The 13,332-nt window shown below is 35.4% G+C and carries 27 protein-coding genes; all 27 read left to right on the top strand.

Annotated features, from left to right (window positions below; translation table 11 throughout):
- Window positions 1-212: 212 nt before the first annotated feature.
- Window positions 213-830, top strand: a complete 618-nt coding sequence (rplC, locus tag AC51AA_RS11155; protein WP_500702313.1) for a 50S ribosomal protein L3 — start codon at window positions 213-215, stop codon at window positions 828-830.
- Window positions 830-1,459 carry a 50S ribosomal protein L4 gene (gene rplD / locus AC51AA_RS11150; protein ID WP_500702310.1) on the top strand — a complete coding sequence of 210 codons (630 nt, stop codon included), beginning with the start codon at window positions 830-832 and terminating at the stop codon, window positions 1,457-1,459. The genes rplC and rplD overlap by 1 nt, the downstream gene beginning before the upstream one ends.
- A 7-nt stretch (window positions 1,460-1,466) precedes the next feature.
- Window positions 1,467-1,757: a 50S ribosomal protein L23 gene (gene rplW, locus AC51AA_RS11145; RefSeq protein WP_500702308.1), complete on the top strand. Its 291-nt coding sequence runs from the start codon at window positions 1,467-1,469 to the stop codon at window positions 1,755-1,757.
- 9 nt (window positions 1,758-1,766) lie between these two features.
- Window positions 1,767-2,591, top strand: a complete 825-nt coding sequence (gene rplB, locus AC51AA_RS11140; protein ID WP_500702305.1) for a 50S ribosomal protein L2 — start codon at window positions 1,767-1,769, stop codon at window positions 2,589-2,591.
- A 6-nt stretch (window positions 2,592-2,597) separates the two neighbouring features.
- Complete coding sequence (gene rpsS / locus AC51AA_RS11135) at window positions 2,598-2,876, top strand: 30S ribosomal protein S19 (protein ID WP_007803626.1); 279 nt, start codon at window positions 2,598-2,600, stop codon at window positions 2,874-2,876.
- A gap of 6 nt (window positions 2,877-2,882) precedes the next feature.
- On the top strand, window positions 2,883-3,296 hold the full coding sequence (gene rplV / locus AC51AA_RS11130; RefSeq protein ID WP_007803631.1) for a 50S ribosomal protein L22: 414 nt from the start codon (window positions 2,883-2,885) through the stop codon (window positions 3,294-3,296).
- A gap of 5 nt (window positions 3,297-3,301) precedes the next feature.
- Window positions 3,302-4,060 (top strand): 30S ribosomal protein S3, encoded by a 759-nt coding sequence (rpsC, locus tag AC51AA_RS11125; RefSeq protein ID WP_500702302.1) that lies wholly within the window; start codon window positions 3,302-3,304, stop codon window positions 4,058-4,060.
- A gap of 19 nt (window positions 4,061-4,079) precedes the next feature.
- On the top strand, window positions 4,080-4,505 hold the full coding sequence (rplP, locus tag AC51AA_RS11120) for a 50S ribosomal protein L16 (RefSeq protein WP_007803637.1): 426 nt from the start codon (window positions 4,080-4,082) through the stop codon (window positions 4,503-4,505).
- Window positions 4,506-4,518: 13 nt separating this feature from the next.
- On the top strand, window positions 4,519-4,710 hold the full coding sequence (gene rpmC / locus AC51AA_RS11115; RefSeq protein ID WP_007803639.1) for a 50S ribosomal protein L29: 192 nt from the start codon (window positions 4,519-4,521) through the stop codon (window positions 4,708-4,710).
- A gap of 17 nt (window positions 4,711-4,727) precedes the next feature.
- Window positions 4,728-4,988, top strand: a complete 261-nt coding sequence (rpsQ, locus tag AC51AA_RS11110) for a 30S ribosomal protein S17 (protein ID WP_129539790.1) — start codon at window positions 4,728-4,730, stop codon at window positions 4,986-4,988.
- Between the two features lie 2 nt (window positions 4,989-4,990).
- Entirely contained in the window at window positions 4,991-5,359 is a 369-nt protein-coding gene (gene rplN, locus AC51AA_RS11105) for a 50S ribosomal protein L14 (RefSeq protein WP_007803649.1), read from the top strand.
- Between the two features lie 11 nt (window positions 5,360-5,370).
- Complete coding sequence (gene rplX / locus AC51AA_RS11100; protein ID WP_500702298.1) at window positions 5,371-5,685, top strand: 50S ribosomal protein L24; 315 nt, start codon at window positions 5,371-5,373, stop codon at window positions 5,683-5,685.
- A 2-nt stretch (window positions 5,686-5,687) separates the two neighbouring features.
- Window positions 5,688-6,239, top strand: coding sequence for a 50S ribosomal protein L5 (gene rplE, locus AC51AA_RS11095; RefSeq protein WP_089049756.1), 552 nt, complete (start codon window positions 5,688-5,690; stop codon window positions 6,237-6,239).
- 3 nt (window positions 6,240-6,242) lie between these two features.
- Window positions 6,243-6,512 carry a 30S ribosomal protein S14 gene (rpsN, locus tag AC51AA_RS11090; protein WP_500702296.1) on the top strand — a complete coding sequence of 90 codons (270 nt, stop codon included), beginning with the start codon at window positions 6,243-6,245 and terminating at the stop codon, window positions 6,510-6,512.
- 104 nt (window positions 6,513-6,616) lie between these two features.
- Window positions 6,617-7,015 (top strand): 30S ribosomal protein S8, encoded by a 399-nt coding sequence (rpsH, locus tag AC51AA_RS11085; protein ID WP_500702293.1) that lies wholly within the window; start codon window positions 6,617-6,619, stop codon window positions 7,013-7,015.
- 18 nt (window positions 7,016-7,033) lie between these two features.
- Window positions 7,034-7,576 (top strand): 50S ribosomal protein L6, encoded by a 543-nt coding sequence (gene rplF / locus AC51AA_RS11080; protein ID WP_500702292.1) that lies wholly within the window; start codon window positions 7,034-7,036, stop codon window positions 7,574-7,576.
- A gap of 11 nt (window positions 7,577-7,587) precedes the next feature.
- A complete protein-coding gene (gene rplR, locus AC51AA_RS11075) occupies window positions 7,588-7,938 on the top strand; it encodes a 50S ribosomal protein L18 (RefSeq protein WP_042565878.1) in 351 nt (116 codons plus the stop codon).
- A gap of 3 nt (window positions 7,939-7,941) precedes the next feature.
- Entirely contained in the window at window positions 7,942-8,466 is a 525-nt protein-coding gene (gene rpsE / locus AC51AA_RS11070) for a 30S ribosomal protein S5 (RefSeq protein WP_085950271.1), read from the top strand.
- 12 nt (window positions 8,467-8,478) lie between these two features.
- Window positions 8,479-8,661 (top strand): 50S ribosomal protein L30, encoded by a 183-nt coding sequence (gene rpmD / locus AC51AA_RS11065; RefSeq protein ID WP_017495010.1) that lies wholly within the window; start codon window positions 8,479-8,481, stop codon window positions 8,659-8,661.
- 11 nt (window positions 8,662-8,672) lie between these two features.
- Complete coding sequence (gene rplO / locus AC51AA_RS11060; RefSeq protein ID WP_500702284.1) at window positions 8,673-9,125, top strand: 50S ribosomal protein L15; 453 nt, start codon at window positions 8,673-8,675, stop codon at window positions 9,123-9,125.
- Window positions 9,126-9,138: 13 nt separating this feature from the next.
- On the top strand, window positions 9,139-10,485 hold the full coding sequence (gene secY, locus AC51AA_RS11055) for a preprotein translocase subunit SecY (RefSeq protein ID WP_500702282.1): 1,347 nt from the start codon (window positions 9,139-9,141) through the stop codon (window positions 10,483-10,485).
- Between the two features lie 7 nt (window positions 10,486-10,492).
- On the top strand, window positions 10,493-10,708 hold the full coding sequence (gene infA, locus AC51AA_RS11050; protein WP_007136545.1) for a translation initiation factor IF-1: 216 nt from the start codon (window positions 10,493-10,495) through the stop codon (window positions 10,706-10,708).
- A 12-nt stretch (window positions 10,709-10,720) separates the two neighbouring features.
- On the top strand, window positions 10,721-10,837 hold the full coding sequence (gene ykgO, locus AC51AA_RS11045; protein ID WP_072945378.1) for a type B 50S ribosomal protein L36: 117 nt from the start codon (window positions 10,721-10,723) through the stop codon (window positions 10,835-10,837).
- A gap of 2 nt (window positions 10,838-10,839) precedes the next feature.
- Window positions 10,840-11,214 carry a 30S ribosomal protein S13 gene (rpsM, locus tag AC51AA_RS11040; RefSeq protein WP_100433334.1) on the top strand — a complete coding sequence of 125 codons (375 nt, stop codon included), beginning with the start codon at window positions 10,840-10,842 and terminating at the stop codon, window positions 11,212-11,214.
- A gap of 8 nt (window positions 11,215-11,222) precedes the next feature.
- Window positions 11,223-11,606 (top strand): 30S ribosomal protein S11, encoded by a 384-nt coding sequence (gene rpsK / locus AC51AA_RS11035; protein ID WP_007803677.1) that lies wholly within the window; start codon window positions 11,223-11,225, stop codon window positions 11,604-11,606.
- Window positions 11,607-11,701: 95 nt separating this feature from the next.
- Entirely contained in the window at window positions 11,702-12,307 is a 606-nt protein-coding gene (rpsD, locus tag AC51AA_RS11030; RefSeq protein WP_089478373.1) for a 30S ribosomal protein S4, read from the top strand.
- A 21-nt stretch (window positions 12,308-12,328) separates the two neighbouring features.
- Complete coding sequence (locus AC51AA_RS11025; RefSeq protein ID WP_026109818.1) at window positions 12,329-13,321, top strand: DNA-directed RNA polymerase subunit alpha; 993 nt, start codon at window positions 12,329-12,331, stop codon at window positions 13,319-13,321.
- Window positions 13,322-13,332 lie beyond the last annotated feature (11 nt).

Here is a 13,332-nt window from a genome sequence, read left to right as displayed (position 1 = left end):
TTTAAATGTAAAATTGGTGATTGGAAATTATTTTTTTTGTATAAAATTAAAGCTGATTTTAGGTTTTTGAGGCTTGAATTGTGATAATGAGCGATTTAATTTTTCTAAGGGTTTGGTAAATTGAATATTAATGTCTACTTTTGCACTCCCTGTTTGGAAATTTCTGTTATTTTCAAATTGAAGGGAATTTTAGTAATTAATAATTAATATTTATGTCTGGGTTAATTGGTAGAAAAATCGGCATGACTAGTATTTTCGACGAAAACGGGAAAAACATTCCTTGTACAGTAATCGAAGCTGGTCCATGCGTTGTTACCCAAGTCAGAACCAAAGGTGTTGACGGGTACGAAGCGTTGCAACTTGGTTTCGATGACAAGAACGAGAAACATTCCACTAAAGCGGCTGTAGGTCACTTTAAGAAAGCTGGAACTGTAGCTAAGAAAAAAGTCGTTGAATTTCAAGATTTTGCAACTGAACAAAAATTAGGAGATCTTATTGATGTTTCTATTTTTGCTGAAGGGGAATTTGTAGATGTACAAGGTGTATCTAAAGGTAAAGGTTTTCAAGGGGTTGTTAAACGTCACGGATTTGGTGGTGTTGGACAGGCAACTCACGGTCAACACAACCGTTTAAGAGCGCCAGGTTCTGTAGGAGCTTCTTCTTATCCATCTAGAGTATTCAAAGGAATGCGTATGGCTGGAAGAATGGGAGGAGACAATGTAAAAGTTCAAAACCTTAGAGTTTTAAAAGTAGTGGCTGAAAAGAACCTACTTGTTATTAAAGGATGTGTTCCTGGACATAAAAACTCTTATGTAATCATTCAGAAGTAATGGAAGTAAAAGTATTAGATTTCAACGGAAAAGATACTGGAAGAAAAGTTCAACTTTCTGATTCAGTATTCGCAATTGAACCAAATAATCACGCTGTATACCTTGATGTTAAGCAATATTTAGCTAATCAAAGACAAGGTACTCACAAAGCTAAAGAAAGAGCTGAAGTGACAGGAAGTACACGTAAGATTAAAAAACAAAAAGGAACTGGTACAGCTCGTGCGGGAAGTATCAAGAATCCATTGTTTAAAGGTGGTGGAACAATTTTTGGACCAAGACCAAGAAGTTATTCATTCAAATTGAATAAAAGCTTGAAAAGATTGGCGAGAAAATCAGCTTTCTCTATCAAAGCTAAAGAGTCAAATATTATCGTTCTTGAGGACTTTAATTTTGAAACTCCAAACACTAAAAATTTCATTAACGTTTTGAAAGCTTTAGGGTTAGAAAATAAAAAATCTCTATTTGTGGTAGGAGAGTCGAATAAAAATGTATATTTGTCCTCACGCAATTTAAAGGCTTCAAGTGTTATAAGTAGCTCAGAATTAAGCACTTACAATATCTTAAACACTAATAGTTTAGTGCTTTTGGAAGGTTCTTTAGAGGTAATTGAAGAAAATTTAAGCAAATAATAGGAATATGAGTATCATAATTAGACCTATAGTAACAGAAAAAGTAACCAAAGAAAGTGAAGTTTTAAACCGCTTCGGATTCGTTGTTGACAAAAAAGCAAACAAAGTACAAATTAAGAAAGCTATTGAAGCTGCTTACGGAGTAACTATTTTGTCAGTTAACACGATGAACGTAAGACCGGATAGAACTACAAAATACACTAAAAGTGGTTTGATCAGTGGAAAGACAAATGCAATTAAGAAAGCGATTGTTCAAGTACAAGAAGGAGAAACAATTGATTTTTACAACAATATCTAAGATAGAAAAATGTCAGTAAGAAAATTAAAACCTATTACCCCAGGTCAGCGATTTAGAGTTGTGAATGGTTATGACGCCATTACAACTGATAAGCCGGAACGCTCTTTGATAGCGCCGATAAAAAACTCTGGAGGTAGAAATAGTCAAGGAAAGATGACCATGCGTTATACGGGTGGTGGTCACAAGCAGAGATATCGTATCATTGATTTCAAAAGAACTAAAGACGGAATTCCGGCTACTGTGAAATCAATTGAATATGATCCAAATCGTACTGCATTTATCGCTTTATTAGCTTACGCTGATGGAGAGAAAACATACGTTATTGCTCAAAACGGATTGAAAGTTGGTCAGAAATTAGTTTCTGGTCCAGAATCTCAACCTGAAATTGGTAATACAATGCCTTTAAGTAAAATTCCTTTGGGAACTGTAATCTCTTGTATTGAGTTACGTCCAGGTCAAGGGGCGGTAATCGCTCGTTCAGCTGGTACATTTGCTCAATTAATGGCAAGAGATGGAAAATATGCTACAATCAAAATGCCATCTGGTGAAACAAGATTGATCTTGTTAACTTGTTCGGCTACTATTGGAGCTGTTTCTAATTCAGACCACCAATTAGTTGTATCTGGTAAAGCAGGTAGAACAAGATGGTTAGGAAGAAGACCTAGAACAAGACCTGTTGCAATGAACCCTGTTGATCACCCAATGGGTGGTGGAGAAGGACGTTCTTCTGGTGGACATCCACGTTCAAGAAATGGAATACCAGCAAAAGGTTATAGAACTCGTTCTAAGAAAAACCCGAGTAACAAGTATATCGTAGAACGTAGAAAGAAATAATAAGATATGGCACGTTCATTAAAAAAAGGACCTTTCGTTCATTATAAGTTAGACAAGAAAGTTCAAGAAAACATTGAAAATGGAAACAAAGGAGTGGTAAAGACTTGGTCTAGAGCTTCTATGATTACTCCAGACTTTGTTGGACAGACTATCGCAGTTCATAACGGTCGTCAATTTGTACCAGTTTACGTAACTGAAAACATGGTAGGTCACAAATTAGGAGAGTTTTCACCAACTAGATCTTTTAGAGGTCATGCTGGAGCAAAAAATAAAGGTAAAAAATAAGAAGCAATGGGAGTTCGTAAAAGAGAAACAGCAGATGCGAGAAAAGAGGCTAATAAGTCTATTGCTTTCGCAAAATTGAATAACTGCCCTACTTCACCTAGAAAAATGCGCTTAGTAGCGGACTTGGTAAGAGGTCAGAAGGTAGAAAGAGCACTTAACATCTTAAGATTCAGTTCGAAAGAAGCTTCAAGAAAACTAGAAAAACTATTATTATCTGCAATCAACAACTGGGAGCAAAAAAATAGTGAAGGTAATTTAGAAGAGGCTGGATTATTTGTTAAAGAGATTAGAGTTGATGGTGGAATGATGTTGAAAAGACTTCGTCCAGCTCCTCAAGGTCGCGCACACAGAATCAGAAAACGTTCAAATCACGTAACAATCGTGTTGGGAGCTATCAATAACACACAAAGCAATTCTTAAGCAGCATGGGACAAAAGACAAATCCAATTGGAAATAGACTTGGTATCATCAGAGGGTGGGACTCAAACTGGTATGGTGGAAATGATTACGGTGATAAACTTGCCGAAGATCACAAAATCAGAAAGTACATCCACGCTCGTTTATCAAAAGCTAGTGTATCAAAAGTAATCATCGAGAGAACTTTGAAACTTGTAACCGTTACTATCACTACTGCTAGACCTGGTATTATTATCGGAAAAGGTGGACAAGAGGTAGACAAGTTAAAAGAAGAACTTAAGAAAGTTACTGACAAAGAGGTTCAAATCAACATCTTTGAAATTAAAAGACCTGAACTTGACGCGTATCTAGTTGCTACAAGCATCTGTCGTCAAATCGAAAGCCGTATTTCTTACAGACGTGCAATCAAAATGGCTATTGCTGCTTCTATGCGTATGAACGCTGAAGGTATCAAAGTTTTGATTTCTGGTCGTTTGAATGGTGCAGAGATGGCTCGTTCAGAGGGTTTCAAAGAAGGTAGAATTCCTCTATCAACTTTCAGAGCTGATATTGATTATGCTTTGGCTGAAGCTCATACTACTTATGGTAGAATGGGGATCAAAGTATGGATCATGAAAGGTGAAGTTTATGGAAAGAGAGATCTTTCTCCGCTTGCAGGAATGGATAAAAAACAATCTGGAACTGGTGGTGGTAAAGGTGGAGATGCCCCTAGAGGTAAATCTAACTTTAATAAAGGTGCTAAACCAGACGCTCGTAAAAGAAAGTAAATTTTTAAACTAAAGAAAAATGTTACAGCCTAAAAGAACAAAATACCGTAAGGTACAAAAAGGTAAAATGAAAGGTAACTCTCAAAGAGGGCATGAACTTTCTAATGGAATGTTTGGTATTAAATCTGTACATGAAGATGGAATGTTCTTAACGTCTCGTCAAATCGAAGCTGCGCGTATTGCTGCAACTCGTTTCATGAAGAGAGAGGGACAATTATGGATCAAAATATTTCCAGACAAACCAATTACTAAGAAGCCTCTTGAGGTACGTATGGGTAAAGGTAAAGGTGCCGTTGAATATTGGGCTGCCGTTGTTAAACCCGGAAGAATTATGTTTGAAGTTGGTGGAGTTCCTTTGTCAGTTGCAAAAGAGGCGTTACGTCTTGCAGCTCAAAAACTACCAGTAAAAACTAAATTCGTCGTTGCTAGAGATTTCGAAGCATAATTTATATTATATTATGAAACAATCAGAAATAAAAGATCTTTCTGCAGCGGAGTTGCAAGAAAAACTTAGTCAAACTAAGAAGATATATGCTGACCTAAAAATGGCCCACGCTATTTCTCCAATTGAGAACCCACTTCAAATTAGAAGTGTAAGAAGAACAGTTGCAAGATTGGCTACAGAGCTAACTAAAAGAGAGTTACAATAATTGTATTCTGCTGAAAGATGGAAGAAAAAAGAAATTTAAGAAAAGAAAGAATTGGTGTTGTTACTTCAAATAAAATGGATAAGTCTATTGTTATTGCTGAAGTAAGAAAAGTAAAACACCCATTATACGGTAAGTTCGTGTTGAAAACAAAGAAATACGTTGCACACGACGAAACAAACGACTGTAACATTGGAGATACTGTAAGAATTAGCGAAACGCGTCCTTTAAGTAAATCAAAATGTTGGAGATTAGTTGAAATCTTAGAAAGAGCTAAATAATTATGGTACAACAGGAATCAAGACTAAAAGTAGCAGATAACACGGGAGCAAAAGAAGTTTTAACTATCCGTGTTTTAGGAGGTACCAAAAGAAGGTATGCCTCTGTTGGTGACAAGATTGTAGTATCTATTAAAGATGCAACTCCTAACGGTAACGTTAAAAAAGGAGCTGTTTCAACTGCAGTGGTTGTACGTACCAAAAAAGAAGTGAGAAGAGCTGATGGTTCTTATATCCGTTTCGATGACAATGCATGTGTTCTTTTGAACGCTGCAGGGGAAATGAGAGGAACTCGTGTTTTTGGTCCGGTAGCAAGAGAACTTCGTGAAAAACAATTCATGAAAATTGTATCATTAGCACCAGAAGTGCTTTAATTCGTTTTAAGATGATAAAGCTAAAAATTAAATCAGGAGACATCGTAAGAGTAATTGCTGGAGACCATAAAGGTGCTGAAGGTAAAGTTGTACGTGTTTACCGTGAGACAAATAAAGCGATAGTTGAAGGTGTAAACATGGTTTCGAAACATACAAAACCAAGTGCTAAAAACCCTCAAGGTGGTATCGTTAAGAAAGAAGCTTCTATACAAATATCTAACATTTCACTAATTGATCCTAAAACTAAGGAAACAACTAGAGTTGGTATTAGAGTAGAAGGAGATAAGAAAGTAAGATTTTCAAAAAAATCTAATCAAGTACTATAGTAATGGCATATACACCTAGACTAAAAGAAGAATATAAGAGTAGAGTAATCTCTGCTCTTAAAGAGGAATTCGGATATACAAACGTAATGCAAGTTCCAAAATTGGAAAAAATCGTTTTGAGCCGTGGAGTTGGTGCAGCTGTATCTGATAAAAAACTTATTGACTATGCAGTTGATGAGTTGACAAAGATCACTGGACAAAAAGCAGTATCTACAATTTCAAAGAAAGACGTTGCGTCTTTTAAATTGAGAAAAGGGATGCCTATTGGAGCAAAAGTTACTTTACGTGGAGAAAGAATGTATGAGTTTTTAGATAGACTTATTACTTCTGCTTTACCACGCGTTAGAGATTTTGGTGGTATCAAAGCTACTGGTTTCGACGGAAGAGGTAATTACAACCTTGGAGTTTTAGAGCAAATCATTTTCCCAGAAATTGATATTGACAAAGTAAACAAAATTTCAGGAATGGATATTACATTTGTTACTACTGCTCAAACAGACAAGGAAGCAAAGTCATTATTGGCTGAATTAGGATTACCTTTTAAAAAGAATTAAGACATGGCTAAAGAATCAATGAAAGCCCGTGAGGTTAAAAGAGAGAAAACGGTAGCTAAGTATGCTGAGAAAAGAAAAGCTTTGAAAGAAGCTGGAGATTTCGAAGGTTTACAAAAATTACCTAAAAATGCTTCACCAGTTCGTTTACACAACCGTTGTAAATTAACAGGTAGACCAAGAGGTTATATCCGTCAATTTGGTGTTTCACGTGTAACTTTCCGTGAGATGGCTAATAATGGGTTAATTCCTGGTGTTAAAAAAGCGTCTTGGTAATCTCGCAATAAGTTAGTACTTTTGCAAACCAAAAAATAATTTTAATTGATTAAAGGTTCGGGGGACGTCTGTCTCCCGAAAACCATAATCGCAATCAAATACATATGTATACAGATCCTATTGCAGATTATTTGACTAGAGTTCGTAACGCTGTGGCTGCAAACCACAAAGTTGTTGAAATTCCAGCTTCTAATCTAAAAAAAGAAATAACTAAGATCTTATTTGATCAAGGTTATATCTTGAGTTACAAATTTGAGGACAACGCTGTTCAGGGTTCAATCAAAATCGCTTTGAAGTATGATAAAGATACTAAAGAGCCTGTGATTAAAGATATCCAAAGAATTAGTAAACCTGGTTTACGTAAATATGCAGGTGCTGCCAAATTACCTAGAATCCTTAATGGATTAGGAATTGCTATTGTTTCTACATCTAAAGGTTTGATGACTGGAAAACAAGCTAAGCAATTAAATGTAGGTGGTGAAGTAATTTGTTACGTATACTAATTTTAAAGACTAAATAAGATGTCAAGAATAGGTAAAAGCCCAGTTGTAATCCCTGCTGAAGTAACTGTTGAAGTTAAAGACGGTATCATTACAGTAAAAGGAAAAAAAGGTCAACTTACACAGGAGTTTTCGGACGTAACTGTAACAGTTGAAGGCGATCTAGTACAAGTAGAAAGATCGTCTGATCATAAAGACCATAGAGCAAAACACGGATTGTACAGATCATTAATCAATAACATGATTATGGGTGTAAGCCAAGGTTTTACAAAAGAACTTGAATTAGTTGGAGTTGGTTATAGAGCTTCAAACCAAGGTCAAAAGTTAGATTTAGCTCTTGGATATTCTCACAATATTGTTTTAGAAATTGCTCCAGAAGTAGCTTTAGAAACAATATCTGAAAAAGGTAAAAACCCTATCGTAAAATTAACATCATTTGACAAACAACTTTTAGGACAGGTTGCTGCGAAAATCAGAGGTTTCCGTAAGCCTGAGCCGTACAAAGGAAAAGGTGTTAAATTTGTGGGTGAAGTATTAAGAAGAAAAGCAGGTAAATCAGCTTAAAAAATAAGATTATGTCATTAACAAAATCTGATAGAAGACAGAGAATTAGATTCAGAATTAGAAAATCGATTAGTGGTACTGCTACTAACCCTAGACTATCTGTATTTAGAAGTAACAAAGAAATTTATGCTCAACTTATTGATGACGTAAACGGTGTTACTTTACTTGCTGCCTCTTCAAGAGAAAAAGAAATAGGAAAAGGTACTAACGTTGAAATCGCTGCTGCTGTTGGAAAATTAGTTGCAGAGAAAGCGTTAAAAGCTGGGATTGATACCATCACTTTTGATAGAGGTGGATATTTATATCACGGTCGTATTAAATCATTAGCAGAAGGCGCAAGAGCGGCTGGACTTAAATTCTAATATATTATGTCTAAATACAAAAATGTAGAATTGGTAAAACCAAGTGGTCTTGAACTTAAAGATCGTCTGGTAAGTGTTAATCGTGTTACTAAAGTTACAAAAGGTGGTAGAGCTTTCGGTTTTTCTGCTATTGTAGTTGTAGGTGATGAAAACGGAGTAGTTGGTCATGGATTAGGAAAATCTAAAGATGTTTCTGAAGCAATTGCGAAAGCAGTAGAAGATGCTAAGAAAAATTTAGTAAAAATTCCTTTGAACGGACAATCTGTTCCTCACGAACAAAAAGGAAAATTTGGTGGTGCACGTGTATTCTTAATTCCTGCTTCTCATGGTACAGGAGTTATTGCTGGTGGAGCTGTTCGTTCAGTTTTGGAGTCAGTAGGTATTCACGATGTATTATCTAAATCTCAAGGATCATCAAATCCTCATAACGTAGTTAAAGCAACTTTTGATGCTTTATTACAAATGAGAAGCGCTTACACTGTTGCAAAACAAAGAGGTGTTTCTTTAGAAAAAGTTTTTAAAGGTTAATTCAAGGAAATTATGGCTAAATTATTAGTAAAACAAGTAAGAAGCAAAATCAACTGTCCTCTTTCTCAAAAGAGAGGTTTGGAAGCTTTAGGTCTACGTAAAATGGGACAAGTTGTAGAGCATGATTCAAATCCTGCTATCCTTGGGATGATAAACAAAGTTAAACACTTAGTTTCTGTCGAAGAAGCTAAATAACAAATACTGTTATGAATTTAAGTAACTTACAACCAGCTGAAGGGTCAACGCACAATCAAAATAAAAGATTAGGTAGAGGAGAAGGTTCTGGAAAAGGTGGTACTTCTGCAAGAGGTCACAAAGGAGCAAAATCTCGTTCTGGATATTCTAAAAAGATTGGTTTTGAGGGAGGGCAAATGCCACTTCAAAGACGTGTACCTAAGTTTGGTTTCACGAACATCAATCGTAAAGAATACGAAGGTGTTAATTTAGATACGCTTCAATTATTAGTAGACAATGGTGTGATTACTGATTCTGTTACAATGACAGATTACGTAGCAAATCGTCTAGCTACCAAAAATGAGATCGTTAAGATTTTAGGTAGAGGAGAATTGAAAGCAAAATTAAAAGTAACTGCCCACAAATTTACTGCTACTGCAAAAGCGGCTATTGAAGCTGCTGGTGGAGAGGCTGTAACTATATAACTTATCTACTAAGATGAAGAAATTTATTGAATCAATAAGTAATGTTTGGAAAATCGAAGAACTGAAAAATAGAATCTTAATTACATTAGGATTACTTTTGGTATATCGTTTTGGTGCACACGTTACGCTTCCTGGGATTGACGCAACTCAATTAACAGGTTTAGCGGGACAAACTAAAAATGGTCTAGGATCTATCCTGGATATGTTTACAGGGGGTGCTTTCTCTAAAGCTTCAGTTTTTGCTTTAGGTATTATGCCTTATATTTCTGCATCTATTGTTGTTCAGTTAATGGGAATTGCGATTCCTTATTTGCAAAAACTTCAGAGTGATGGAGAGAGTGGTAGAAAAAAGATTAATCAAATCACTCGTTGGTTGACTATAGCTATTACACTGGTTCAAGGTCCTACTTATATTTATAATTTATACAGAACGTTACCAGGAAGTGCATTCTTACTGGGCTTTAACTCTCCTGAGTTTTTGTTTTCGTCTGTTATTATCTTAGTTACTGGTACAATTTTTGCCATGTGGTTAGGGGAAAAGATTACAGATAAAGGTATTGGAAATGGAATTTCATTATTGATTATGGTTGGTATTTTGGCGCGCTTACCGCAAGCTTTTATACAAGAATTCACAACCAGAGTAACAAATAACAATGGTGGACCAATGTTACTAGTTATTGAGATCATAGTGTGGTTATTGGTTATCATTTCTTGTGTATTGCTTACAATGGCAGTACGTAGAATCCCAGTACAATACGCTCGTCGTACAACTACAGGAGATTACGAACAAGATTTGGCAGGTGGTAATAGACAATGGATTCCTTTAAAGCTTAATGCTTCTGGGGTTATGCCGATCATCTTTGCGCAAGCAATTATGTTTATTCCTGCTGCAGTAGCAGGGTTGTCTAAATCAGAAACATCACAATCAATCGTTGGTACATTTAGTGATATGTTCGGTTTTTGGTATAATTTTGTATTTGCAACTTTAATTATTGTATTTACATTCTTCTATACTGCTATTACCGTTCCTACGAACAAGATGGCCGATGATTTGAAAAGGAGTGGTGGTTTTATTCCAGGGATTCGTCCAGGGGCTGAAACTTCAGACTTCCTTGATAAAGTGATGTCTTTAATAACTTTCCCAGGATCTTTATTCCTTGCTTTGATTGCTGTGTTCCCAGCCATTGTTGTAAGTATTATGGATGTACAACAATCTTGGGCAATGTTTTTTGGAGGTACCTCGTTAATAATTATGGTTGGTGTTGCTATCGACACGATACAACAAATCAACTCGTACTTGTTAAACAAACATTATGATGGTTTAATGAAGACTGGTAAAAATAGAAAAGCAGTAGCTTAATTTTTATATGGCAAAACAATCAGCAATAGAACAAGACGGATCAATCATCGAAGCATTATCAAATGCGATGTTCCGTGTGGAGTTAGAAAATGGACATATCGTAATTGCTCATATTTCTGGTAAAATGCGTATGCATTACATCAAGTTATTACCTGGTGATAAAGTGAAACTAGAAATGAGTCCTTATGATTTGTCAAAAGCAAGAATTACTTATCGATATTAAAGGATATTCACTATGAAAGTTAGAGCATCAGTAAAAAAGAGAAGTCCCGAGTGCATCATTGTGCGTAGAAAAGGGAGATTGTACGTAATAAACAAAAAGAATCCTAGATTTAAACAAAGACAAGGATAATTATGGCAAGAATAGCAGGGGTAGATATCCCAAAAAATAAAAGAGGTGTTATAGCACTTACCTATATCTTCGGATTAGGAAGAAGTAGAGCTATTGAGATTTTAGAAAAAGCTCAAGTAAGCCAAGACAAGAAAGTTCAAGATTGGAATGATGACGAGATCGGAGCAATTCGTGAAGCTGTTGGAACATTCAAAATTGAAGGAGAATTACGTTCTGAAGTTTCTTTAAACATCAAACGTTTAATGGATATTGGTTGTTATAGAGGTATCCGTCATAGATCTGGTCTTCCATTAAGAGGACAAAGAACTAAAAACAACTCTAGAACAAGAAAAGGTAAAAGAAAAACTGTTGCTAACAAGAAAAAAGCAACTAAATAATAAGTAATATGGCTAAAGCAACTGCAAAAAAACGTAAAGTTATCGTTGAATCAACGGGAGAGGCTCATATTTCTGCTACCTTCAATAACATCATCATTTCTTTGACAAACAAAAAAGGTGAAGTTATTTCTTGGTCTTCAGCTGGTAAAATGGGTTTTAGAGGTTCTAAAAAGAACACTCCATACGCAGCCCAAATGGCAGCAGAAGATTGTAGTAAAGTAGCTCTTGAGGCTGGACTTAAAAAAGTAAAAGTTTATGTAAAAGGACCAGGAAACGGACGTGAGTCTGCTATCCGTTCTATTCATAACGGTGGAATTGAAGTAACAGAGATTATCGATGTAACTCCAATGCCACACAACGGATGTCGTCCTCCGAAAAGACGTAGAGTTTAATTTTATTATTATAGTATAAACAAGGTAGAGCAAACGATTATCGAAGGATTTGACCTGAATTCATAATCTCTACCTTAAATAAATTTTTTTTAGAAATGGCAAGATATACTGGTCCAAAAACTAGAATTGCTCGTAAATTTGGCGAAGCAATCTTCGGAGATGATAAATCTTTCGAAAAAAGAAATTACCCACCTGGACAACACGGGATGGCTAAAAAAAGAGGAAAAAAGTCTGAGTACGCTGTTCAGTTAATGGAAAAGCAAAAAGCTAAATATTCTTACGGAATTTTAGAAAAACAATTCAGAAACTTATTCAAAAAAGCATCAGCTACTAAAGGTGTTACTGGTGAAGTTCTTTTACAATTATGTGAAGCTAGATTAGATAACGTTGTTTTTAGAATGGGTATCGCTCCTTCTAGAAGAGGTGCTAGACAATTAGTTTCTCACAGACACGTTACTGTTAACGGTGAAGTTGTAAATATTGCTTCTTACCACCTTAAGCCTGGTGATAAAGTAGCAGTTCGTGAAAAATCTAAGTCTTTAGAAGCTATCGAACGTTCTTTATCAAATTCAAGTCATGTTTACGAATGGATTACTTGGAACCAAGATCTTAAAGAAGGAACTTTCGTTTCTGTACCTGCGAGACTTCAAATTCCAGAAAACATTAAAGAACAATTAATCGTAGAGTTGTACAACAAATAATAATTGACTTAGTCGAAATTTATGGCAATATTTAATTTTCAAAAGCCCGATAAAGTTATCATGATCGATTCAACCGATTTTGAAGGTAAATTCGAATTTAGACCTTTAGAACCTGGTTATGGATTGACAGTTGGTAATGCACTTAGAAGAGTTTTGCTTTCAGCATTAGAAGGTTATGCAATTACATCTGTTCGTATCGAAGGTGTAGATCATGAGTTTTCTACTATTTCAGGTGTTGTTGAAGATGTTACCGAAATTATCCTTAATCTAAAACAAGTACGTTTCAAACGTCAAATTGAAGATATCGATAATGAAGCAGTTACAATTTCTGTTTCTGGTAAAGATCAATTAACAGCAGGTGATTTTCAGAAATTTATCTCAGGTTTCCAAGTTCTGAACCCAGACCTTGTTATCTGTAATTTAGATTCTAAGATCAAATTGAACTTCGATTTAACAATCGAAAAAGGTAGAGGATACGTTCCTGCTGAGGAGAACAAAAAACAAAATGCGGCAATTGGGACTATTTTTACAGATTCTATCTTTACTCCGGTAAAGAATGTAAAATACGCAATTGAAAACTTCCGTGTAGAGCAAAAAACGGATTACGAAAAATTAGTTTTTGAAATTAAAACTGATGGTTCTATCAATCCAAAAGATGCCCTTACTGAAGCTGCAAAAGTTTTAATTCACCACTTCATGTTATTTTCTGACGAAAGAATTACACTCGAGGCTGACGAAATTGCACAAACAGAATCGTATGATGAAGAGTCATTGCATATGAGACAATTGCTTAAAACTAAGCTTGTTGATATGGATTTATCTGTGAGAGCATTAAATTGCTTGAAAGCGGCTGAAGTTGATACACTTGGTGATTTAGTATCGTTCAATAAAAATGACTTAATGAAATTCCGTAATTTTGGTAAAAAATCTTTAACAGAGCTAGATGAACTTGTAGCAGTTAAAAATTTAACTTTCGGAATGGACTTAGCTAAATACAAATTAGATAAAGAATAATTCAATCCGCT

The sequence above is a fragment of the Flavobacterium sp. OHVDL-2026-0007 genome, from assembly GCF_059882335.1.
The sequence above is the reverse complement of the archived record's forward strand: the minus strand, read 5'-3'. Positions and strand labels throughout refer to the sequence as shown.